This window comes from Pseudomonas sp. M5 (assembly GCF_016907075.1).
GTDB lineage: Bacteria > Pseudomonadota > Gammaproteobacteria > Pseudomonadales > Pseudomonadaceae > Aquipseudomonas > Aquipseudomonas putida_E.
In genome coordinates this window covers 840,466-860,173 of the sequence record NZ_JAFBBH010000001.1, presented here as the reverse complement: position 1 = coordinate 860,173, position 19,708 = coordinate 840,466, and the positions used below count along the sequence as shown (strand labels likewise).

Here is a 19,708-nt window from a genome sequence, read left to right as displayed (position 1 = left end):
AAAATCGATTGCATGCTGGGGGTAAAAAAACTCTGAATTTTCCAGGCCCACTCACAGTCGACCGGACACACCCCTGATGGAGAGCCCAAATGAGCCGACCCGATGATCGCCAGCCCTATACCCCCAGCGAAATCGATGACACCGAGGACCGCATGGGCAGCGTGCACGAGCTGGACTTCAACGACCGCCCCGAGGGGCGCATAGGGGATGAACGCCCGGCGGCTGAAGTAGCGAAGGAGTTCCCTGCGCGGCGCGTCGCAGAAGGCGGCATGACCGGCGGTGAGACACTGACGGACAGCGTGCAGGAAGACAACGTCACCGACGATGACCTGAGCCCCGGCACCCTGCTGGATGAAACTGGCGCGCGCGACCCTTACGAACCGGGCGATGACGACGGCCCAGCGGACGAGAGCCTGCGTGAGGTCGATGAGCAGGAGATCGGTGGTGGCATTGGCCTGGACGAAGCTGAGCTGGCACGGTCCGCTCCGCTGGACGGTGAACCCTGGACTGATGAAGTGGTTGATAACGAGCCGAGGAAATGACCATGAATGAGCGACGATGTGCGTGTGCGAACTGTTCTTGCACGGTGGACGAGAATGCCCGCATGCAGAATGACAAAGCCTATTGCTGTGAGGCTTGTGCATCAGGGCACCGCAATGGTGAGCCGTGCCGCATGACTGATTGCAAGTGCGGTGAAGCGGCTCAGCCCGATGAAAACAAGGTCGACAATGCCCTGGATGAAACCTTCCCGGCCAGCGACCCGATTTCCCCCTGACCCTTTGAACAGCTTTATATCTGCTGCAGCACGCGCCCCGGGAGCTGGCAATGCCGGCTCCCGGGGCGCGGCAGGCCTGGGCCTCAATGCGTCTGCCAGATCCCGTCATTGCGCTCGCAGTCGGTACGGGCCTGGCCGAGGCTGGGAGTGTCGTAGTAATACGTGATTACCTGAGCGTCCTTGGGCAGCGTCGGGCGTGTGGAGGGCTCGTCGCGCCCTGTCGATTTCGGGTTGGAAAGGGTCTCTTGGGTCAACGGCGCGATGCAGCTGCCCACACTGCCATCGGCGCAGCGCGGGACCTTGTGCTTCTCGGTGCTGAGCATCTCCTTGCTCTCATTGCTGCACGACCAATTGATCGCTTCAGCCGGCATGTTGCTGTAGCTGTAACAGGTCCGTCCTTCAACTGGCTTGACCGCTTCACTGGCGGAGCGGGTCATCACCTCGCACGCGTCGGCCAGTACCTGCGTGCTGGCCAGGCTGCCCAGCACCACCATCAGCAGAGATAAACGCATGTGCCACCTCCCGGGCCTTGGGCCCGTGTTCAGGTCTTGCGTAATGTCGCTTCACCGCGTTGGCGCATAGCGCGGGCGCGTTTTTCCAGTATCAGGTAGGTAATCACCGCCAGCAGCAACGGGATCAGGTAGTAAAGGGTGCGGTAGCCCAGCAGCGCCGCCACCAGGCTGCCCTGGCCCAATTGGCCGTGCAGCAGCGCAAGAAACACGGCTTCGAGCACACCCAGCCCGGCGGGAATGTGGGCGACGACTCCAGCCACGCAACTGATCAGCAAGATGCCGAGAATAGAGGGGTAGAACAGGTCTCCGGGCAGCAGCCAGTAAATCAGTGCTGCCATCAATGCCCAGTTGCTGGCCCCCAGCGCCACCTGGCACAGCGCCAGGCGCAGCGAGGGCAGGGTGATTTCATGCTCGCGCACCCGCCATGTACGACGCTTGGCAAAACCGCAGGCCAGCAGATAGGCCAGTGCCACACCCAGCAGCAGAAAACCGATCATCTGCAGCCCGGTTACGCCCACTGCCCAGTTTTCCGGCAACTTGACCAGGCGCAGGGCGAACACCGTACCGGCAAGCAGCATGTAGCCCATCCAGTTGGTCAGCAGCCCCAGGGTCAGGATCTTGGTGATGGTCCCCGTGTCCAGGCCCAGCCGTCCGTATAACCGGTAACGCAAGGCAACGCCGCCGACCCAGGTGGTGAAATTCAGGTTGAAGGCATAGCAGACGAATGCCACCGGCAGCACTTGCCGCGCTGGTAGGTGGTGGCCGGTATAGGCCCGGGCCAGCAGGTCGTAGCCGGCGAATGTCAGGTAGCTGCACAGCGCCAGGCCCAAGCCGATGATCAGGGTGCTTGGCTTGTAGGCGACCAGTGACTGGCGTACCTCATTCCAGTCAAGGTTGCGCGCCAGCATGTACAGCAGCGCCGGTATCAGCACGATGAACAGCAGGGTCAGCAGGCGCTTGCCCCAGGTATGCCAGGCTTTGTGCTTCATCAGGTATTGCCCTCGTGAAGGTCGCCCTGGGCCTGCGCTTCAGGCTGGACAGATTTCAGGCGTTGGCGGTGCGCCGGGAACCAGCCGGCAATGCGCGGAAAGTAGCGGGTCAGGTGAAAGCCGATGAAAATCAGCGGCGCCCGCCACCAGTAGCCGCGGATCATCCGCTCCAGCGTCACCGCCTTGCATTGGTCACTGGCGAGCGAGGCCAAGTGTTGGTACAGGTGCTGGTTGAACGCCCGATCACGTATCAGCAGGTTGGCCTCAAGGTTGAACGACAGGCTCAGCGGGTCGAGGTTGCTGGAGCCCACTGTCGACCATTCATCGTCCACCAACGCCACTTTGCCGTGCAGAGGGCGCTGGCAGTATTCGTGAATATGCACGCCGTCGCGCAACAGGTAGTTGTACAACAGTCTGGACAGCGCACGTACCCAGCGCATGTCCGGCTGGCCCTGCAGGATCAGGGTTACCTGCACACCACGGCGCGCTGCATTGCGTAACTCGCGCAACAGGCGGTAACCGGGGAAGAAATAAGCATTGGCAACCACGATGCGCTGACGGGCAGTACGCACGGCCTGCAGGTAACAGGCCTCGATATCGCTACGGTGGCGCGTGTTGTCCCGCTCGACCAGCACGGCGCTTACTTGGCCTGCGGGCTGGGTGAGCGGCTGTACCTGACTGGGCGGTTCGAGGACCGGGGCCATCAGCCGTCGGCTGGAAGCGTGCACCTGCGCGACCACCGGGCCACGAACCTCCACCGCGTAGTCCTGCTTGGCCATCGGGCCATAATCGCCCAGGTGATCGGCGCTGTAGTTGATCCCGCCAACGAATGCCCGTTCGCCATCCACCACCACGATCTTGCGGTGCAGGCGGCGGAACAGGTTGGTCCGCATGCCGGCTACCCGTGGTTGCGGGTCGAAGGCGTGAAACCGCACACCCGCTTCGGTCATCGCCGAAATGAAGGCATCCGGCAGATCGGCTGTGCCGTAACCATCCACCGCCAGTTCCACCCGCACGCCGCGGCGCGCCGCATCGATCAGCACCCGTTGCAGCTGCTGGCCGACCTTGTCGTCGAAGATGATGAACGTTTCAAGCAGGATTTCTTCGCGCGCCTGAGCCATGGCCTCGAACACGCGGGGGTAAAAGCCTTCGCCATTGATCAACAGCTCGACACTGTTGCCATCCACCCAAGGTTTGTTCACAGGTTGATCTCCGCAGCCAATGGGGCATGGTCAGACAAATGCGACCAGGGATAATGGGACAACACTTGCGCCTTGCCCGGTTTGGCATTGCGCAAGTAGATACGGTCCAGCCGCAGCAGCGGCAGGCGCGCGGGGAAACTGCGGGCCGGGCTACCAAAGTGCTCACCGAACGCTTCTACCAGGCGTTGCGAGAGCACAGCGTCGGCCTTCAAGCGCCAGTCGTTGAAGTCCCCGGCGACAATCACCGGTGCATCGGCGGGCAAGCTGTCGAGCAAGTCGAACAGCAGGCTTACCTGGCGCTGCCGATGGGCTTCACGCAACCCTAGATGCACGCAGACTGCATGAACCGATTCGTGGCCCGGCACCTCCAGGCGACAGTGCAGCAAGCCGCGCTGTTCGTTGCCATGGATCGATACATCGAGGTTGCGGTGCTCGGCGATAGGGAATTTCGAGAGCAGCGCGTTGCCATGATCGCCATGCGGGTAAATGGCATTGCGGCCATAGGCGAACTGCGGCCACATGCTGTCGGCGAGAAATTCATACTGCGGGGTTTCGGGCCACGCGGGATGGTGCACGGCATGGTGCTCATGGCTGCCGTGCACCTCCTGCAGGAACACAAGATCGGCATCGGTGGCTCGAACCGCCTCGCGCAACTCGGGCAGGATGAAACGCCGGTTCAGCGCGGTGAAGCCTTTGTGCACGTTGATCGTCAATACATTGAGACGATGTACCGCGGTGGCCTGGTCGATGATGCTGGCGGGTGTTTGCAGTGTCTTGTTCACAATTGCACCTGCGGTGTCACACCCGGTTCTGTCACCAAGTGGCCGTTCAGATCCAGTTTGTCCAGAAGACGGCGTGCGTCGTAAGGTGCATGTACCTTCTGGTCGTTGTCGAAATAGCAATACACATCCCGTGACGCACGCCGGGGTGGCGGCTGATCGACTATCAGGTGGGCATCGTTCGGCTGGTCGCCGCGACTCCAGCATTCGATCCGCTGCTTCCAGCGGCGCAAGGCGCGGGCGGTATACCCGCTGCTGTAAAGCTCGACATCCCCGTGCAGACGCAGGTAGACGAAATCAGCGGTTACATCCTCGACAGAGGGCCACTTTCCCGCGCTGTCGGCGACTACTAGCGCCACCCGGTACTTGCGCAGCATGCGCACGAACGCCTCGCACAAAAAGCTCTCATTACGAATCTCTACTGCGTGGCGCATACGTGCATTGCCTTCGATGGCAGTGCCGCCATTACCCCGTAAACGCTCAGCGCAGTTGCGGGCACAGGCGTGCGCCGCCTCGCGGTCGTGAGGTAATAGCGCGAGGAACCGCTCGAAACGATCCTCATCGAATTTCATGTTCGGCGGGAACTGCCACAGAATCGGCCCCAGCTTGTCCCCCAGCAACAAAAGGCCCGATGCAAAGAAATTCGCCAGCGGCTCTTCGATGTCCTTGAGGCGCCGGCCATGCGTGATATAGCGGGGCCCTTTGACTGAAAAGACGAAGTCTTCCGGCGTATCGTCCCGCCAGCGCTCATAGCGTTCCGGTGTCTGCAGGCTGTAGAACGACCCGTTTATTTCTATGCTGTTGACGGCGCGCGAGGCAAATGCCAATTCATCGTCCTGCCGCAGGCCCTTGGGGTAGAAGTCCTTGCGCCAGGGGCCATAGCGCCATCCGGATATGCCGATGCGGATCTCGCTCACACTGTGGTCCTCATTGCTGTCCCTTCACTAGCGACACGCAGCGACCACAAACGGTTCAGGATGGTTGACCAGTGGTGGCTGGCTGTGTCCTGGGAACTTTGCACCCGCGCACGTTTCCACCGAAAAGCAGACCTGACGAATACGTTGCGATGGCGCAATGGGAGGCTTGTTCGGCACACGGGAATGACCCGCTAACCTGGAGGCAAACATGGCCCGACACATCATTCACTTCACCGGCCCGATCAACTCATCCACCTGCGGCAACCTGATCAGTACCTGCTCGAAGGTGATGCAGCAGGGGGGCGATGTGCTTCAGTTGAACATCGCCACGATGGGCGGCGAATGCAGCTATGGGTTTACCTTGTACAACTTCCTGCGTGCCTTGCCTGTACCTGTGCACACGCACAACCTCGGCACCGTCGAATCGATGGGCAACATCCTGTTTCTGGCGGGCGAGCACCGTACCGCCTGCGCCATGAGCAAGTTCTTGTTTCACCCGTTTCACTGGACCCTGCATGGCGCAGTGGACCATGCGCGTATGGCCGAGTATGCGATGAGCCTGGATTATGATTTGCGGCTGTATGCCCAGATCGTCACTGAAAGAACTGCTGGCAGCGCCGAAGCACTGGACGTTCAACGCTACCTGATGGCTTATCCGCGAATACTGGATCCTCAGGAGGCACTGAAGAGCGGCCTGATCCATGCCATCGATGAAATGCCGATCGAGGCGCAAGTGACACAGTGGAGTGTGCATGCGTAAGGCTCGCAGCACCGGCAAGAAGGGAGCGCGCAAACATTTCTCCGGGCGGTGTTTCGTGCCACCGGTCGCCTGCCCGCGATTGAATTGAGCAATCCTGCGCATCGGCGGTTCGGAAAAAGGGCATGGCAAAGATTCATGCGTCCAACCATTCCATCGCAAGGAGAAACGACATGGCTCGTGATCAAGAGCGGACTGGACAACGTGGCGGCACCAAGGAAACCAACCCGGGCAACTTTGCCAATGACCGTGAACGGGCCTCCCGTGCAGGCCAGAAGGGCGGGCAGGCGTCGGGCGGCAACTTTGCCAATGATAGAGAGCGCGCCTCGCAAGCTGGCCGCAAGGGCGGGCAGAACAGCCATGGTGGAGGCCGCCAGCCGAATTGAAAAGTCGCGTTAGCCGAGGCCTGTCGGCCTCGTCCCATGTCCTTATAGGGAGACTCAAGCATGCGCGCATTGACCTATCACGGCGCTGGCGATGTCCGTGTCGACAACGTGCCAGAACCGGACCTGCAGGAAGATGACGATATCCTTCTGCGGGTGACCGCCACGGCCATCTGCGGCTCGGACTTGCACCTGTATCGTGGCAAGATCCCTTTGGTCGAGACGGGCGATATCCTCGGCCACGAGTTCATGGGGATCGTCGAAGACGTTGGTAGCGCAGTGACAGCCGTACGGCCCGGTGATCGGGTGGTGATCCCGTTCGTGATCGCGTGCGGCGGCTGCTTCTTCTGCCAGCACCAGCTGTTCGCGGCCTGTGAAACCACCAATACGGGCCACGGGGCGATTCTCAACAAGAAAGTCATCCCGCCGGGTGCAGCCTTGTTCGGCTACAGCCACCTGTATGGTGGGGTGCCAGGTGGCCAGGCCGACTACGTACGGGTTCCCAAAGGCAACACCGGGCCGTTCAAGGTACCAGGGCACCTGGCCGATGATCAGCTGCTGTTCCTTTCCGATATCCTGCCCACCGCCTGGCAAGCGGTGCTCAACGCAGAGGTCGGACAGGGCGCTTCGCTGGCCATCTATGGCGCAGGGCCGGTCGGGCTGCTGTCGGCGGCCTGTGCAAGAATGCTGGGGGTAGAGCAGATTTTCATGGTCGATGAGTGCGGCTATCGCCTGGATTATGCTCATCAGGCCTACGGCGTAATTCCTATCGACTTTGCCCACGACGACGATCCTGCCGACACCATCATTCGCCAGACGCGCGGCATGCGGGGCGTCGATGCAGTGATCGATGCCGTGGGTTTCGAAGCCAAAGGCAGCACCACCGAAACCGTGCTGACGGCCCTGAAACTCGAAGGTAGCAGCGGCAAGGCGTTACGCCAGAGCATCGCTGCGGTTCGCCGTGGTGGCGTGGTAAGCGTGCCGGGGGTCTATGCCGGGTTCATTCACGGCTTCCTGTTCGGCGACGCCTTCGACAAGGGCCTGACTTTCCGCATGGGCCAGACGCATGTCCATCGCTACCTGCCGGAGTTGCTCGAACACATCGAGGCAGGCCGGCTCAACCCGCAAGCGATCATCACTCACCGGCTGGCGCTGGAAGATGCCGCGCGAGGCTACGAACTGTTCGATGAGCAGCAGGAGCGCTGCCGCAAGGTGATCCTGGTACCTGGCGCTGCACCCGAACCGTTGCCTTGAGGGGAGTGGTGTGGGGTGAATTGTTGGACAATTATTTTGAATCTTTCCTGGCGGGCATCACTCAATGAATGAGTCATCCATGGAGAAGAGGAGGGCCCCGTGATGCCTAACCCCCAGCTGTACATCATTGACTACCAACTGCGTGGCGAACCACGCAGTTTCATCATCCGCATGGAGCGGATGGACAACACCGAAGCCTGGCACTGGGCCAGTTGTGATGCGGGTATTGGCATCATTCCCAAGTTCGGTCGCGAAAAAATCAAGAAAGTCAGCAGGCCAATGGCTGAGCGCTATGGGATTACCGCAGTGAGTTGGCGGCTGTCCGGGGGAAAACCCAACCAGCCGGTCAGTGACTCTGCGATTAGCAGTTGAGGGGAAAGGAGCGGGCTTTTGCCCGCTCACTAAGGTCAAGCGCCTGACTCGGGATCGCTTGCTGGTACGCCTGGACGATTTTCCTCATCGTCGGTGACATTCGGGTCAGCATCCGGGTCGTCCACCCGATCGTCAGGCTGGCCCGGATCCAGCTCAGGCCAGTCATCCTGGACGTTACCGCCACCCATTTTCATTAGTTGGTTCATCACGGTTCTCCTTGGCGTCAGATACAGTTTGGAGTGTGATCGAGCTACGGATGATCAGCCTGCGTCCTGAAAATACCGACCAATGGGTTATTGCCCATGGGCGCGACCTGGCTTGTTGGCTGCGGCGCAATTGCCGGTGCAATCAAAACCATGCTGTTGGGGGGATCGCGGCTTGAGGGCCAAAGGCGAGGAGGGCGCTTGAGCCTGCCGGACCAAGAGCGGCTGGCTGACTGCTGTGAAAGTCGGCCGGGCAACGGCCGTTAGTGAATGCCTTGATCTTCCAGTGCTTTGCGCAACGCATGGACGCCCACCGCAACGATTAATCCAGTCATTACGATGCCAGCCATTCCGATCACAACAGCCAGGCTACGAGCCAACCCATCTTTAGGTACCAAGTCACCATACCCAATCGTCAAACCTGTCACGAAGGAAAAATACAGGCCATCTCCCAAGGGCCAGCCTTCCCGCATCCCAACAACCCAGCCGAGCAGGGCCATGAATATCAGTAACAGCGAGACGATTGGCCAGACGATGGCCAGTCCGCGCCAGAACTCACGGACGAAGTTGCGCCTAAGGTCCTTCATTGCTCGCATGGCATAAGTTCCTTGGAGAGTGCAGGCGAATGCTTGACAGGGAGTTTGGCACAACTTTCATCGCGCACTGGAGCAAACAGGTCGGGCAGGCGCTTTACAATCCTCCCTCAGCCCCTTTTTTATAACTAAACTAAATGAATATTTAGTGTAGTTATAACTTTAAAGAATATCGTAAAGGGTAGGCGCCGTGCAAATCAGGCCTGGCCACCACCTGATTAAGGTCAATCAGTTGGGCGATCTACTCCGACTATGCAATGATTGATGGTTATCACACACCCAAGGTAATTGAAACAACGCCCATTAGGTAAATGGAAGTTGATGGCCCGGGAAAGCGGCCACCTTATGGAGATCAAGGAATGAGCACCACCGCACATCGATTAACACACCTCGGGCAGCGTTGCCTGCTGGTGGCCGCTGGGATAGCTATCTGGTTGCCGCTCGGTGTAGCCAGCTTATTTACTATTTTGCTGGGCCACGAAAAATCGTTATCAGCGGGTATGGCGTTTGCGAATGTATGGTTCATGACTGCGCAAGCTGAACTGATCGCGATCGTCCTTTTGCTGGTTTATGCCGGATGGGCCAGGCCGTGGAAATCCAAGGGGCCTACATACGACACCTTCATTGTGCATAGCTGCGCTGCGGGGCTGATTGTGTTGGGCGGATCTATGTTCTTTCTATCATTGATTGGTGGTGGTAGATAACGCCGTGACGTGCACGATCAGTTGAAGCGCTTCATGCCGTCCCGCACGGATGTTGCAAACATTGGTCGTGGATTTCGTCCAGGTTACGGGAATTTGGTTACCAGCGGCGAGCCGGGGCCGTGCACCTGGCTACAATCCTGGCCACCACGGGCCCGGAAGCTCCATACGAAGGTGCGCATAATGCATATTATGTTAAATCGTGTATGTTCGCTCTTCGCTTGCTGACCCCTCACCGGAAGTTTTCATTACCACTCACGGTGCACACCCGCTTAGCATTGGCGCGGACAGCAGATGCTCACCGCAAGATCGATGAAGAAGACTTCGCCTGCCCCTCCTCTTCACTGCACAGCCAACTCTTTGAACAGCCATTGCTTGAACTGAGTCACTGCATGCGGTTGTCGATGCCGCCGAGGGTGCACGAGATAGTGGCCAACGTAGCGGACACTGTTGCTGACATGACGAAGCGGGCTGACCAGCTGACCGCTGGCCAGCTCCTGCTCAGCTAACAAGTCAGATTCGAGCACCACCCCCAGGCCGCCAGCCGCCGCTGAAATACTCATGGAGCTTCGATCGAACGCCAAGCCGTAGCTTTTCGGTGGCTGCATGCCGTTGGCCGCGAACCAGCCTTTCCATTGCACTGACTGCCCGTCGCTCTGGATCAGGAACAGCGAATACAAGTCCTGCGGTGAACGAAGATGCCTGGCAACCTCAGGGCTGCACAGCGGCGTCAGCTCTTCGATCCGCAGTGGGGTCTTTTCGTGTGACGAAGGCCTGGGCTCGCCGTAAACGATGTCCAGGTCGAAATCATCGTTGTCGAACCGCGCGTAGTCAGTACTGGCGGAGATGCGCAGGTCGATGCCGGGATGACCGTGCAGGAAGCCCGCCAGGCGAGGCACCAACCACTGACTGGCGAACGTCGGCGCAACGTGAAGGCGCAACGGCACTGCGGGCTCATTGGTCGCAATCGCCAACCCACGGCTCATCTCCTCGAAACCCCGTTGAACATGATCCAGCAGCATGGAGCCCTCAGACGTCAGCGCCGTGTGACGCGTACTGCGGGTGAACAGCGATACCCCTGCTGCAACTTCCAGTTTGCGTATTGCATGGCTGACTGCGCTTGAGGAGAGATCCAGCTCTTTCGCTGCTTCCACGAAAGAGCAGGTACGCCCCGCCGCTTCGAAAACCCTCAGGGTAGAAAGAGGTACCTTTTTAAAGATCTTCATTGATGAATCCAATTCATTGACTGGCGAATTTAAACCTTTTGTCGAGCTTGTATTTTTACATGATCATCTCGGGGTAACTCAATTCGGCTGGTTACTGATGAATTCGCTGCGTCAGTAACCCCGGATCGCTGGTCACCAATGGAGAATAATATGACCGAGAGTCGCAATGAGCACTTTGCCCGGATGTCGACCCATGCCTGGCGAATCCGACGCTTCGCCCTGCGCATGGGTGAAGTCCAGGGCCAAGGCTATGTTGGCCAGGCGCTGGGCTGGGCCGACGTACTGGCTGTTGCCTACTGCCACGCCATGAACATCCGCGCAGATCAACCTGAATGGGAAGGCCGTGACCGTTTCCTGCTTTCCCATGGGCACTACGCGATCGCGCTGTATGCCGCCCTGCTGGAAGCCGGGGTTCTGCCGGAAGATGAGCTGGAAACCTATGGCTCCGACGACAGCCGCTTACCGATGTCCGGCATGGCCACCTACACACCCGGCATGGAAATTTCCGGCGGCTCCCTCGGTCAGGGGTTGGCCATTGCCGTCGGCCAGGCGCTGGGCCTGCGCATGAAGGGTAACGCTGCGTTCGTCTACAACTCGATGTCCGATGGCGAACTGGACGAGGGTGCGGTATGGGAGGCAGCCATGTCGGCCTCGCATCACAAGCTGGGTAACCTCATCAACCTGGTGGACATCAACCGCCAGCAAGCGGACGGCCCGTCCCACGACATCCTCCAGTTCGAGCCGCTTATCGACAAATGGGCGGCGTTCGGTTGGCACGTGCAACGTGTCGACGGTAATGACTTGCGGGCCGTGATCTCTGCCTTCGATATCGCACGGGCGGTACCCGGTGATAAACCTCGGGTGATTCTCTTCGACACCCTGATGGGTAAGGGCGTGCCCTTCCTGGAGCAGCGTGACAAGAACCACTTCATCCGGGTCGAGCCCGAAGAGTGGCAGCAAGCACTTGCCAACCTCGACGAGATCTACGCGACCCGGAGCCCACAATGACCAACGCTTGCGCTGCAAAACCGAAACTCACCACCTCGTCCATGATCGCCTCCATCGCCACTGAAGGGCAGCGTACTACCCCTGCCCCGTTCGGCCATGCTTTGGTGAAGGCAGGCCAGAAGAATCCACGCGTCGTGGGCATGACAGCAGATCTTGCCAAATACACTGACATGCATATCTTTGCACAGCGCTACCCGGAGCGCTTCCTGCAGATGGGTATGGCTGAACAGTTGCTCATGGCTGCTGCGGGCGGTATGGCCAAGGAGGGCTTTGTACCCTTCGCCACCACTTATGCGGTGTTTGCCACCCGTCGCGCCTATGACTTCATCCACCAGGTGATCGCAGAAGAAAATCTGAACGTGAAGATCTGCGCGGCCCTGCCGGGGCTCACGACTGGTTATGGCCCAAGTCACCAGGCCACGGAAGACCTGGCGATGATGCGAGCCATTCCTCAGATGATGGTTATTGACCCATGTGATGCGCTGGAAACTGAACAGTGCGTTGCCGCAATAGCCGAGCACGATGGCCCTGTCTACATGCGCCTCCCCCGCGGGCGCGTACCGCTGATACTCGACGAATACGACTACAAATTTGAGCTCGGCAAAGCCCGTTTGCTACGAGACGGCAATGATGTGCTGATCATTTCCTCGGGCCTTATGACCATGCGTGCCCTGGAAGTCGCTGATGAACTGATCAAGAGCAAGATCGGCACAGCTGTCCTGCACGTGCCGACAATCAAGCCACTCGATGTCCAGGCCATCATTGAACAATGCCGTCGTGAAGGCCGGTTGGTGGTGATTGCGGAAAACCACACGCAGATTGGCGGCCTGGGTGAAGCCATCGCCATGACCTTGCTGCAAGCCCGTGTGCAACCGGAAGTTCGCCATGTGGCGCTGCCAGATCAGTTCCTCGATGCCGGGGCGTTGCCGACGCTGCATGACCGCTACGGCATATCCAAAGACGTCATGGTTGCAAACATTCAGCGTTGGCTGGCCTGACGGCACGCTCGTGTAGTGCGACCCCCGCTCACTTCGCGACAGACGCTGCCCGAGTGAAGTGAGTGGCCCTTCGAGCTGGAAACCACTCTTTTCTTCCCTGGATCGTCCCAATAACTACAAGGTGATGGCGATGCAAAAAGACAACCATTTTCTTAAGAAAAAACGCGTATGGATCTACGCGTTTCTCTTCACTTTGACATTGATCAACTATGTCGACCGCGTTTCGCTCTCGGTGGCGTCCAAAGTTCTCAAGGAAGAATTCGATATCTCGCCGGTCGCGATGGGCTATCTGTTCTCGTCCTTCGTCTGGCTGTACTTTCTTGCACTCATTCCCATGGGGTATCTCGTAGGCAGGTTCGGCCCGAAAAAGGTCAATGGCTACGGCATCGGCGTCTGGTCGGTGGCCACAGCCTGCACGGCATTGTCGACGGGTTTCATCTCGTTACTCAGTTGCCGGCTCATCATGGGTATGGGCGAAGCGACTACCTACCCCGCTGGCGCCCGGGTCATTCGTGAATGGATGCCGCTCAATGAACGTGGTTTGGCCACCGCTGTATTCCATAGCGGTAGCCTGGTCGGCCCTGCCATCGGCGCCATCGGTTTTGGCTGGTTGATCAGCGCCTTCGGATGGCGCATCGCCTTCGTCGTTGCCGGTGCATTGGGCTTTATCTGGTTGGCGGCTTGGTTGAAATGGTACAGCCACCCGTCAAAAGCGCCTTGGTTGGACGATGTCGAGCGCGCTGAAATCGCCGAGGGTGGCACGCGATCCGCTGATGGTCCGGAAAAATCGGTATCGCTGGGCCTCAAGGGCTTAGCCCGTTCGAGCAGCATGTGGGCAATCGCGCTCTCGCACGGCTGTGCCGTCTACGCGACCTACTTCTTTCTCACCTGGCTGCCGAGCTACCTGCAGGCCGAGAAAGGCCTGACGGTTATGTCGAGTGGCCTTTATACCGCCATCCCATACCTGGGCGCGGCCATCCTTGCCATCGTCATTGGCCGCCTGAGTGACAAGGCCATGCGCCCCGGCGCTGCCGAAACGGGCCAGCGCCGCCTGGTAGTGGCCAGCGTGTTGCTCGCATCCTCGGTGATCTTCCTGGTACCGGCGATCGACAGCACCTGGGCAATTCTTTTTGTGATCACGCTGTCATTGGCGACGTGCGCATCGGCGATCTCGTTGAACCTCTCACTGGTGAACGATCTGGTGCGCTCGGAAGACGATGTTGGCACCGCCGCGGGCTTCATCACTGCCGTCGGCAATCTCTTTGGCCTGCTGGCTCCGATCGTGACCGGCTACGTGGTGGCGGGTTCGGGGAGCTTTGCCCTGGCTTTCGTAGTGGTAGGCGTGCTGTTGGTTGTTGGCGCCGTCCTGTCGATGTTCTGTACCCGTCGCCCGATCGGGATAGCCACGCCTGGTCGACAGGCCATGGCTTGAATTACTTGTAAATGAAGGAAGCAGTAGCGTCATGAATCAACGTAGTAGCGTGTCCCCCAGCAAGCTCCAGGCGCAGCCTGACTTACGTACCGGCAGTAAATGGCGCCTGGCAATTGCTCTGCTGGCGTTGACCCTTGGAGTATTTGGCCTGGCTCTGTTCGGGGGTGGGGTCTGGCTGATCGCGCTAGGTGGCAGCTGGTATTACGGCCTGACAGGTGCAGGTTGTGTACTGAGCGCCATCCTTATATGGCGTCAACGCCGCAGCGCCCTTTACCTGTTTGCTCTCATATGGGTATTGACGGTGATCTGGGCGCTTTGGGAAGTCGGCCTCAACTGGTGGGGCCTGGTGCCACGCCTGGTGGCCATGACCGTCATCCTGTTTTTGATCCTGATCGTATCTCCGGCGCTACGCCGCACTACCCGCACTGCTGCGTAACGAGGTTAGTAATGTTCACATCCGTCAAATACGGGGGCGCCCTCGCCCTCGCGATTTCTTGCGCGCTCCAGATGCAGTTCGCGAAGGCTCAGGAAATTCCCCAGGTCGGAAGCGACTGGCCATTCTACGGGGGCGATCATAACGCCCAGCGCTTCAGCCCCCTCAAGCAGATCACTCCAGAGAACGTCGGTCGCCTGGAGCGTGCGTTCGTGTACCACACCCGGGATCTACCGAATCCTGGGAGCCGTTATTCTCCTGAAACTACGCCAGTTAAGGTCGGCAACGATCTGCTGATGTGCTCTGCCAAAAACATCCTGATTTCGATCAATGCGGCAACCGGCAAAGAGAATTGGCGTCACGATCCGGGCGTACCGGATCAGGCCATTCCTCACGCGGCAGCCTGCCGGGGCGTGGCGGTGTATACCGCACCGCAGCTACCCGAAACAGCGCAGTGCCGCAGCCGAGCGGTTGAAGCCACCCTGGATGCCCGGCTGGTAGCAGTCGACCTCGGCACCGGTGAGCCCTGCAAGGACTTTGGCCAGAACGGCATTGTCGATCTCTGGGAAGGTTTGGGCAAAAAGGTTCCTGGCTGGTACGCGGTGACCGCGCCGCCGACCATCGTGAACGGTGTCGTAGTCACCGGCGCGCAGATCCGTGATGGTCAGGATGAGGATGCTCCATCGGGCGTGATTCGTGGCTACGATGCGGTCACCGGCAAAATGGCTTGGGCGTGGGACCTGGGTAACCCGGACAATGTCCATGGCCCTGCCGAAGGCAGCACTTACACCCGCGGCACGCCGAACATGTGGACGGCGGCGGTGGGCGATGAGCAGCTCGGTTATGTCTATCTGCCGATCAGCAACTCCTCGATCGATTATTACGGCTCCAACCGCAGTGAGGCCGAGAACAAATATTCGACCTCGCTGGTGGCCGTGGACGTGAAGACCGGCAAGGACGTCTGGCACTTCCAGACCATCCGGCACGATGTGTGGGATTACGATCTGGGCAGCCAGCCGACGATGCTTGATTACCCGGGCAAAGACGGTAAGCCGGTACCCGCAGTGTTGCTGCCGACCAAGCAAGGTGACATCTACATCCTGGATCGTGCCACCGGCGAGCCGCTGATTCCGATCGGTGAGGTCAAGGCGCCTAAAGGGGGATCGGTGGAGCCGGCGTTTTTGGCTGATACCCAGCCTACCTCCGAATGGCACACCCTGCGCAAGGCACCGAAAACAGAAGCGGACATGTGGGGCTTCTCGCCGCTTGACCAACTGATGTGCCGTATCCAGTTCCGTCAGGCCAACTACGAGGGCTACCTGACCCCACCGTCAGTGGATCGTCCCTGGATTCAGTACCCCGGCTACAACGGGGGGGCGGATTGGGGGTCGGTAGCCATTGACCCGGTACGCCGACTGCTGATTGCCAACTACAACGACATTCCTAACCTGAACCAGCTGATACCGCGCGAGCAGGCCGACAAGATGGGGCTCAAACCCATCTACGCGCCGAAGCCCGATGAAACCGCCTTGAACAAAGCAGGCAGCAAGTCAGGCAAAGGCGAAGGCGGTGCCTCGACCTACCCGCAAGTCAACGCCCCATACGCGATCAGCGTGAATGCGGGTTGGCGCAACTGGGGTACCGGCGTCCCATGCTCGGCACCGCCCTATGGTGGAATCCGCGCAATCAGCCTCGACACAGGCAAGACCGTTTGGGACGAGCCGCTGGGTACCGCGCGCCGCAACGGGCCATTCGGCATCCCATCGCATTTGCCGCTGAACATCGGCTTGCCGAACAACGGCGGAACTGTGGTGACTGCGGGTGGATTGACGTTCGTCGGGGCGGCAACCGATAACCTGTTCCGTGCCATTGATACTACGACCGGTGAGGTGCTGTGGGAGGATGTGCTGACGGTGGGTGCCCAGGCAAACCCGATTTCCTATGAAGTCGACGGTGAGCAGTATGTCCTTGTCTCTGCTTCCGGGCATGCCTTCATGGAAACCGGAACCAGCGACGAAATCATCGCATACAAGCTGCGCAAGTAATCGCCAAGGCGGGGCCTGTTCAGGCCCCGCTTCGCCAAAATCGTTAAAGGAGATTGAACATGGATTTAGGCTTGCAGGGTAAGCGGGTGCTGGTCAGCGGCGCCTCCCGAGGCATTGGCCGAGCTATCGTGCAGTTGTTTCTCGAGGAAGGCGCCCAAGTGGCATTCTGTGCTCGGGGGCAAACAGGCGTTCAGAGCGCGCAGTTCGAGTTTGGCGAGCGCGCTTGGGGCACTGCGGTGGATGTTACCCAGCCCGAGCATGTTCGGGCCTGGGTCAATGAAGCAGCGCAGCATATGGGCGGGCTGGATATCGTCGTGCCCAACGTCAGTGCTTTGGCTGGGGGTGATGACCTGGAGACCTGGCGGCGAGCCTTCGACACCGACCTGTTGGGCAGTGCAACGATGGTCAAAGCCGCCCTGCCCGCTCTTCGTCAATCACAAGCGGCAGCGGTCGTGCTCATCTCGAGCGTCTCGGGCCGCGAGGTCGATATGTTCGCAGAACCCTATGGCGTTCTGAAGGCAGCCTTGCTTCACTACGGCAAGACCCTCTCGGTGCGCCATGCCCATGAGGGCATCCGCGTTAACTCCGTTTCTCCAGGCAATGTGTATTTCCCGGAAGGCGTGTGGGGAGATATCGAACGAGAACAACCCGATACCTTCGCCAAATGCCTGGCCGAAAACCCGATGGGGCGTATGGCTACTCCGGAAGAGGTCGCTAAAGCGGTGGTGTTCCTGGCCAGTCCCGCGGCAAGTTTCACAACCGGTACCAACCTTCTGGTCGATGGCGGCCTGACGCGCTCAGTGCAGTTCTGAGTGCCCGCCTCGGTATTGGCTCTAGGAGCGAGGATCGACGTGATGAAACTTTATATCTACGAACACTGCCCCTTCTGTACGCGCGCCCGCATGATCGTTGGGCTCAAGCGTCTTCCGGTAAGGCTTGAAGTCATCATGGAGGGTGATGCTGAGACACCTACCCGCCTGATCGGCAAGAAAGCCGTGCCGATCCTGCAGAAGGAGGATGGCAGTCACATCGGCGAGAGCCTGGACATTGTTCGGTATCTGGACGGCATCGGCCCACCCGCCCTGGTCGCACCCCAAGATCGCGCACTCGACGCATGGGTCAAGGAAGCTTGGCCGACAGCGCTCAAACTTTTTATTCCACGGTTCGTAAACGGGCAGTTTGCGGAGATCGCCACGCCAACCGCGAGGGAGGCTTACCGCCGGCGGGAAGAGCAAGCCTTCGGTGATTTGGAGGTGCTACGGGAGCAAACGCCGAAACTGGCCGCTGAAATGCAACCCCTGCTTGATGCCCTGGCGCCATTGGTAGCAGATAGAGCGACACTTGGAATCAACGACATTACCCTCTGGCCAGTGTTGCGATCGCTGTCCATCGTCCAACAGATAGCATTTCCGGCACAGGTACTCGGTTACATGCAGCGGCTGAGTGCGTCATGTAATGTTCCCCTGCTGTTCGGGCAAGAAGCGTGATTTGCCGATGGTCTGCCAATCTTTACGGCGCCAGCTAAGATGCTGACGGTGGACGTCAGCCGCCGTGTGGTGAGCTTCAATCAGCTTCACTTCCCCGTCAAAGCTACGCCCAGCCGGATTTTGACATTGCTTTTGCGCAACCAAGGGCATGTCGTGAGCAGACCGACGATTTACAGAGAAATCTGGGGGTACCAGTTCGATCCTGGTACCAAGATCATCGACGTGCAGATTTGTTATCTGAGAAAGCTGCTGAAGACATTGGACGCGCCGGTCGAGATCAAAACCTTTCGGGGCAAAGGCCTTTGCCTGCAGGTGACTGTAAGAAGAGCAGCGTGACAGTGGTGTTTGGCGTGCCGGATGAGGTTTTCAGTGATTTGGTCGCCTCATCTTCAGCTGCCCTGTAAACCGAGCCGTTGTTTATCGGGCATCACATTGCGGGGACTTTTCTTTCACTTAATTTTCACGGGGCTTGAGCGAGCCTGAAGCTACCCCTACGTGTGATAGACCTTGCCCGCCTAGCAGCGGGCTTTCTTTTGTGCGCAAATAACCATCCGCTCAAGCCATTCTTCCGCTGAACTGCCTGCATCTTACGATGGCCGTCTTGAGTAGCTCTAAGTGCTCGGCAGTTTCTACCCAGCGGGTAGTGAAATGCGAGTGCACTTCGTTACGTGAAAAATCGAAGTACCTGGATGAGTTTGGAATGCTTGGTGCTATCCCTTGCTGTGTTCAGGTGAGGATGGCCCCGTACCGCGCTTGATGCCCCGCGGCCCAAGTACACCCCAGATAGCCAGGCCGATAATTGGCAGCGCCAGCAGCAGCAACGCCCACATTGCCTTCGTCACATCGGGCTTGTCGCTACGAAACACGCTGACGATCGCCCATAGATCAACCAGCAGGATGATCGCCGCCACCGCAATCCAGAAATATGTCACAGGCTCGGTCATGATCGCCTCTCCTCTGCTTGGGGAACAGGCCGCACCGTCTTCGCGTACATCACAGCCCTTACTCAAAAGAAGCCATCGCGTGTGGCAAAGTTCAGACGATGTTGTGCGGTCGGGATAAGCGGAGGCCATCGGCAATGAACCAACATCGCATCCAGCACGTCCACCGAAAAACAGCAACGAGAGCTGCGCAATGGCTACCGCTCCCCTGTCCGAAACGCTTGAATACCTCAAGTCGCACAAATTGCTGCTGACTACCGCCGAATCCTGTACGGCTGGCACGATGATCGCCCTGCTGGCCACGTTACCGGGGACCGGAGAGGTGCTGGAAAGCGGCTATGTAGTCTACTCACCCAGTGCCAAGCAGCGCCTGCTCGGCGTGAGCCTGAAAACCATCGAGCGCTACGGATTGACCAGCGAAGCGGTCGCTCGGGAAATGGCCTTGGGCGCGCTCGGGCACAGCGACGCGACCGTTGCTATCGCCACCACCGGCATCAGCGGGCCGGAACCTCATGACGGTATCGCGCCTGGCACCCTTTGTTTCGCCTGGGCATTTGCGGGTGAGCCATTGGCGGTGTTCACCCGCAGCCAACGGTTTTTTGGTGAGCGCGCCGATGTCATGCGTGAGGGGGCGCTCTACGGGTTGACGCGTCTGGCGCATTATCACCAGCGCTGGCTTCGCGGTGAGCGCGCGTGAGGGC

The 19,708-nt window shown here is 59.3% G+C and carries 25 protein-coding genes; 16 read left to right on the top strand and 9 right to left on the bottom strand.

Annotation, left to right across the window (positions count from 1 at the left end; translation table 11 throughout):
• The first annotated feature begins 89 nt into the window (after positions 1–89).
• Positions 90–542: a phosphotransferase system, HPr-related protein gene (locus JOE27_RS04030; RefSeq protein WP_115274791.1), complete on the top strand. Its 453-nt coding sequence runs from the start codon at positions 90–92 to the stop codon at positions 540–542.
• A 2-nt stretch (positions 543–544) separates the two neighbouring features.
• Complete coding sequence (locus tag JOE27_RS04025) at positions 545–775, top strand: metallothionein (RefSeq protein ID WP_046786207.1); 231 nt, start codon at positions 545–547, stop codon at positions 773–775.
• An 83-nt stretch (positions 776–858) separates the two neighbouring features.
• Here JOE27_RS04025 and JOE27_RS04020 read toward each other — a convergent pair whose 3' ends face one another.
• Genes JOE27_RS04020 through JOE27_RS04000 form a run of 5 tightly spaced genes read right to left on the bottom strand, consistent with a single transcriptional unit; the run spans position 859 to position 5,174 of the window.
• Entirely contained in the window at positions 859–1,287 is a 429-nt protein-coding gene (locus tag JOE27_RS04020; RefSeq protein WP_204917972.1) for a hypothetical protein, read from the bottom strand.
• Between the two features lie 29 nt (positions 1,288–1,316).
• On the bottom strand, positions 1,317–2,276 hold the full coding sequence (locus JOE27_RS04015) for a lysylphosphatidylglycerol synthase domain-containing protein (RefSeq protein WP_046786209.1): 960 nt from the start codon (positions 2,274–2,276) through the stop codon (positions 1,317–1,319).
• Positions 2,276–3,478: a cardiolipin synthase ClsB gene (gene clsB / locus JOE27_RS04010; protein WP_174141196.1), complete on the bottom strand. Its 1,203-nt coding sequence runs from the start codon at positions 3,476–3,478 to the stop codon at positions 2,276–2,278. The genes JOE27_RS04015 and clsB overlap by 1 nt, the downstream gene beginning before the upstream one ends.
• Positions 3,475–4,260, bottom strand: a complete 786-nt coding sequence (locus JOE27_RS04005; protein ID WP_204917970.1) for an endonuclease/exonuclease/phosphatase family protein — start codon at positions 4,258–4,260, stop codon at positions 3,475–3,477. Before JOE27_RS04005 ends, clsB begins: the two co-directional genes overlap by 4 nt.
• Positions 4,257–5,174: a DUF72 domain-containing protein gene (locus JOE27_RS04000; RefSeq protein WP_204917968.1), complete on the bottom strand. Its 918-nt coding sequence runs from the start codon at positions 5,172–5,174 to the stop codon at positions 4,257–4,259. The genes JOE27_RS04005 and JOE27_RS04000 overlap by 4 nt, the downstream gene beginning before the upstream one ends.
• Before the next feature lie 208 nt (positions 5,175–5,382).
• Between JOE27_RS04000 and JOE27_RS03995 the strand changes: the two genes are divergently transcribed.
• From JOE27_RS03995 to JOE27_RS03980, 4 genes are all read left to right on the top strand, one after another.
• Positions 5,383–5,934 carry an ATP-dependent Clp protease proteolytic subunit gene (locus JOE27_RS03995; RefSeq protein ID WP_046786213.1) on the top strand — a complete coding sequence of 184 codons (552 nt, stop codon included), beginning with the start codon at positions 5,383–5,385 and terminating at the stop codon, positions 5,932–5,934.
• Positions 5,935–6,104: 170 nt separating this feature from the next.
• Positions 6,105–6,317, top strand: coding sequence for a general stress protein (locus JOE27_RS03990; protein ID WP_046786214.1), 213 nt, complete (start codon positions 6,105–6,107; stop codon positions 6,315–6,317).
• A 60-nt stretch (positions 6,318–6,377) separates the two neighbouring features.
• Entirely contained in the window at positions 6,378–7,568 is a 1,191-nt protein-coding gene (locus tag JOE27_RS03985; protein WP_046786215.1) for a zinc-dependent alcohol dehydrogenase, read from the top strand.
• A gap of 102 nt (positions 7,569–7,670) precedes the next feature.
• Positions 7,671–7,940: a DUF6555 family protein gene (locus JOE27_RS03980; protein ID WP_046786216.1), complete on the top strand. Its 270-nt coding sequence runs from the start codon at positions 7,671–7,673 to the stop codon at positions 7,938–7,940.
• Between the two features lie 35 nt (positions 7,941–7,975).
• On the opposite strand, the gene JOE27_RS03975 is transcribed toward JOE27_RS03980, so the two are convergent.
• Both JOE27_RS03975 and JOE27_RS03970 read right to left on the bottom strand, forming a co-directional pair.
• A complete protein-coding gene (locus tag JOE27_RS03975) occupies positions 7,976–8,146 on the bottom strand; it encodes a hypothetical protein (RefSeq protein ID WP_158621136.1) in 171 nt (56 codons plus the stop codon).
• A 260-nt stretch (positions 8,147–8,406) separates the two neighbouring features.
• Positions 8,407–8,739, bottom strand: a complete 333-nt coding sequence (locus JOE27_RS03970; RefSeq protein WP_204917966.1) for a potassium channel family protein — start codon at positions 8,737–8,739, stop codon at positions 8,407–8,409.
• 356 nt (positions 8,740–9,095) lie between these two features.
• Here JOE27_RS03970 and JOE27_RS03965 point away from each other — a divergent pair, with 356 nt between their 5' ends.
• Positions 9,096–9,440: a hypothetical protein gene (locus JOE27_RS03965; protein WP_115274799.1), complete on the top strand. Its 345-nt coding sequence runs from the start codon at positions 9,096–9,098 to the stop codon at positions 9,438–9,440.
• Between the two features lie 338 nt (positions 9,441–9,778).
• Here JOE27_RS03965 and JOE27_RS03960 read toward each other — a convergent pair whose 3' ends face one another.
• Complete coding sequence (locus tag JOE27_RS03960) at positions 9,779–10,675, bottom strand: LysR substrate-binding domain-containing protein (RefSeq protein ID WP_239539288.1); 897 nt, start codon at positions 10,673–10,675, stop codon at positions 9,779–9,781.
• Between the two features lie 138 nt (positions 10,676–10,813).
• Between JOE27_RS03960 and JOE27_RS03955 the strand changes: the two genes are divergently transcribed.
• The 8 genes from JOE27_RS03955 (at position 10,814) to JOE27_RS03920 (ending at position 18,402) form a co-directional block, all read left to right on the top strand.
• Positions 10,814–11,671 carry a transketolase gene (locus JOE27_RS03955; protein ID WP_012314468.1) on the top strand — a complete coding sequence of 286 codons (858 nt, stop codon included), beginning with the start codon at positions 10,814–10,816 and terminating at the stop codon, positions 11,669–11,671.
• The gene (locus JOE27_RS03950; RefSeq protein ID WP_115274892.1) at positions 11,668–12,669 is read left to right on the top strand and encodes a transketolase C-terminal domain-containing protein; all 1,002 of its coding nucleotides are present in this window, start codon (positions 11,668–11,670) and stop codon (positions 12,667–12,669) included. The genes JOE27_RS03955 and JOE27_RS03950 overlap by 4 nt, the downstream gene beginning before the upstream one ends.
• Positions 12,670–12,799: 130 nt before the next feature.
• Positions 12,800–14,101 (top strand): MFS transporter, encoded by a 1,302-nt coding sequence (locus JOE27_RS03945; protein ID WP_204917963.1) that lies wholly within the window; start codon positions 12,800–12,802, stop codon positions 14,099–14,101.
• A gap of 31 nt (positions 14,102–14,132) precedes the next feature.
• Positions 14,133–14,537: a glucose dehydrogenase gene (locus JOE27_RS03940; RefSeq protein WP_052750433.1), complete on the top strand. Its 405-nt coding sequence runs from the start codon at positions 14,133–14,135 to the stop codon at positions 14,535–14,537.
• 11 nt (positions 14,538–14,548) lie between these two features.
• Complete coding sequence (locus JOE27_RS03935; protein WP_204917961.1) at positions 14,549–16,579, top strand: pyrroloquinoline quinone-dependent dehydrogenase; 2,031 nt, start codon at positions 14,549–14,551, stop codon at positions 16,577–16,579.
• Between the two features lie 59 nt (positions 16,580–16,638).
• A complete protein-coding gene (locus JOE27_RS03930) occupies positions 16,639–17,391 on the top strand; it encodes an SDR family oxidoreductase (protein WP_204917959.1) in 753 nt (250 codons plus the stop codon).
• A 42-nt stretch (positions 17,392–17,433) separates the two neighbouring features.
• Positions 17,434–18,066 carry a glutaredoxin 2 gene (gene grxB / locus JOE27_RS03925; protein WP_115274897.1) on the top strand — a complete coding sequence of 211 codons (633 nt, stop codon included), beginning with the start codon at positions 17,434–17,436 and terminating at the stop codon, positions 18,064–18,066.
• 39 nt (positions 18,067–18,105) lie between these two features.
• Positions 18,106–18,402: a winged helix-turn-helix domain-containing protein gene (locus JOE27_RS03920; RefSeq protein WP_115274898.1), complete on the top strand. Its 297-nt coding sequence runs from the start codon at positions 18,106–18,108 to the stop codon at positions 18,400–18,402.
• A gap of 374 nt (positions 18,403–18,776) precedes the next feature.
• Here the strand turns inward: JOE27_RS03920 and JOE27_RS03915 are convergent, their stop codons facing one another.
• The gene (locus JOE27_RS03915; RefSeq protein WP_046786310.1) at positions 18,777–19,010 is read right to left on the bottom strand and encodes a PLDc N-terminal domain-containing protein; all 234 of its coding nucleotides are present in this window, start codon (positions 19,008–19,010) and stop codon (positions 18,777–18,779) included.
• Between the two features lie 190 nt (positions 19,011–19,200).
• On the opposite strand from JOE27_RS03915, the gene JOE27_RS03910 reads away from it, so the two are divergent.
• Entirely contained in the window at positions 19,201–19,704 is a 504-nt protein-coding gene (locus JOE27_RS03910; RefSeq protein ID WP_204917955.1) for a CinA family protein, read from the top strand.
• Positions 19,705–19,708 lie beyond the last annotated feature (4 nt).

What these genes read in the sequence shown, in the direction of transcription:
- JOE27_RS04030 (WP_115274791.1), top strand. Translation starts at nt 90, where the DNA reads ATGAGCCGACCCGATGATCGCCAGCCCTATACCCCCAGCGAAATCGAT.
- JOE27_RS03995 (WP_046786213.1), top strand. Translation starts at nt 5,383, where the DNA reads ATGGCCCGACACATCATTCACTTCACCGGCCCGATCAACTCATCCACC.
- JOE27_RS03950 (WP_115274892.1), top strand. Translation starts at nt 11,668, where the DNA reads ATGACCAACGCTTGCGCTGCAAAACCGAAACTCACCACCTCGTCCATG.
- JOE27_RS03985 (WP_046786215.1), top strand. Translation starts at nt 6,378, where the DNA reads ATGCGCGCATTGACCTATCACGGCGCTGGCGATGTCCGTGTCGACAAC.
- JOE27_RS03935 (WP_204917961.1), top strand. Translation starts at nt 14,549, where the DNA reads ATGTTCACATCCGTCAAATACGGGGGCGCCCTCGCCCTCGCGATTTCT.
- JOE27_RS03980 (WP_046786216.1), top strand. Translation starts at nt 7,671, where the DNA reads ATGCCTAACCCCCAGCTGTACATCATTGACTACCAACTGCGTGGCGAA.
- JOE27_RS04020 (WP_204917972.1), bottom strand. Translation starts at nt 1,287, where the DNA reads ATGCGTTTATCTCTGCTGATGGTGGTGCTGGGCAGCCTGGCCAGCACG.
- grxB (WP_115274897.1), top strand. Translation starts at nt 17,434, where the DNA reads ATGAAACTTTATATCTACGAACACTGCCCCTTCTGTACGCGCGCCCGC.
- JOE27_RS03970 (WP_204917966.1), bottom strand. Translation starts at nt 8,739, where the DNA reads ATGCGAGCAATGAAGGACCTTAGGCGCAACTTCGTCCGTGAGTTCTGG.
- JOE27_RS03945 (WP_204917963.1), top strand. Translation starts at nt 12,800, where the DNA reads ATGCAAAAAGACAACCATTTTCTTAAGAAAAAACGCGTATGGATCTAC.
- JOE27_RS03920 (WP_115274898.1), top strand. Translation starts at nt 18,106, where the DNA reads ATGCTGACGGTGGACGTCAGCCGCCGTGTGGTGAGCTTCAATCAGCTT.
- JOE27_RS04025 (WP_046786207.1), top strand. Translation starts at nt 545, where the DNA reads ATGAATGAGCGACGATGTGCGTGTGCGAACTGTTCTTGCACGGTGGAC.
- JOE27_RS03930 (WP_204917959.1), top strand. Translation starts at nt 16,639, where the DNA reads ATGGATTTAGGCTTGCAGGGTAAGCGGGTGCTGGTCAGCGGCGCCTCC.
- JOE27_RS03910 (WP_204917955.1), top strand. Translation starts at nt 19,201, where the DNA reads ATGGCTACCGCTCCCCTGTCCGAAACGCTTGAATACCTCAAGTCGCAC.
- JOE27_RS03915 (WP_046786310.1), bottom strand. Translation starts at nt 19,010, where the DNA reads ATGACCGAGCCTGTGACATATTTCTGGATTGCGGTGGCGGCGATCATC.
- JOE27_RS04015 (WP_046786209.1), bottom strand. Translation starts at nt 2,276, where the DNA reads ATGAAGCACAAAGCCTGGCATACCTGGGGCAAGCGCCTGCTGACCCTG.
- JOE27_RS03965 (WP_115274799.1), top strand. Translation starts at nt 9,096, where the DNA reads ATGAGCACCACCGCACATCGATTAACACACCTCGGGCAGCGTTGCCTG.
- JOE27_RS03975 (WP_158621136.1), bottom strand. Translation starts at nt 8,146, where the DNA reads ATGAACCAACTAATGAAAATGGGTGGCGGTAACGTCCAGGATGACTGG.
- JOE27_RS03940 (WP_052750433.1), top strand. Translation starts at nt 14,133, where the DNA reads ATGAATCAACGTAGTAGCGTGTCCCCCAGCAAGCTCCAGGCGCAGCCT.
- JOE27_RS03990 (WP_046786214.1), top strand. Translation starts at nt 6,105, where the DNA reads ATGGCTCGTGATCAAGAGCGGACTGGACAACGTGGCGGCACCAAGGAA.
- JOE27_RS03955 (WP_012314468.1), top strand. Translation starts at nt 10,814, where the DNA reads ATGACCGAGAGTCGCAATGAGCACTTTGCCCGGATGTCGACCCATGCC.